This is a genomic window from Franconibacter helveticus LMG 23732 (assembly GCF_000463115.2).
In the GTDB taxonomy this organism is placed as follows: domain Bacteria; phylum Pseudomonadota; class Gammaproteobacteria; order Enterobacterales; family Enterobacteriaceae; genus Franconibacter; species Franconibacter helveticus.
Genome location: NZ_AWFX01000056.1, coordinates 4773 through 5404 on the forward strand (window position 1 = coordinate 4773; position 632 = coordinate 5404).

Annotated in this window: 1 pseudogene; it reads right to left on the reverse strand. The window is 61.2% G+C overall.

What is annotated here, in order from left to right:
- Window positions 1-165: pseudogene (locus DW56_RS22780) on the reverse strand (MobC family plasmid mobilization relaxosome protein); the annotation flags it as partial.
- Between the last annotated feature and the right edge of the window lie 467 nt (window positions 166-632).

A 632-nucleotide genomic window follows, 5' to 3' on the forward strand; every position in this document is an offset into this window, starting at 1 on the left:
ACCGGCAAGCTGGCGCAGCAGCGCCGGCGAGAGTGAGGGGAGCTTTCCGGTGCGCGCAGGCTTTTCGTCCAGGCAGGTCTGCCGCATCCACGCCGCCAGCGGCCTGCCGTCGCAGCGCTCAAGCAGCCGCCGGTGCTCGCCCTCCGTCACCCACATGGTGAGCATCTTGTTCCGTTTCTCTGACAAACCGGCCTCCTGATAACGCCGGGACGGGCGGGAAAGCCTTTCCCGGTCGGCGCGGGGTTGGACAAGCCGCAGGCACGTCAGGCTTTTGGCGGGTTTCGGGGCGCAGCCCTGAACCAGTCACGTAGCGCTAGCGGAGTGTATACTGGCTTATTATGTTGGCATGAGTGCGGTTGTCGGGAAAGTGCTTCATGTGGCAGGAGAAAAATGCAGCAGCGGAGCGTAAGCAGAATATGCAATGCAGGTGATGTTCCGCTTCCTCGCTCACTGACTCGCTGCGCTCGGTCGTTCGGCTGCGGCGAGCGGTGTGGGCTTACGAAGGGGGCGGAAATTTCCTGGAGGATGCCAGGAAGAAGTTTAACAGGGAAACGATAAGGCCGCGGCAAAGCCGTTTTTCCATAGGCTCCGCCCCCCTGACAAGCATCACGAAATCTGACGCTCAAATCAGT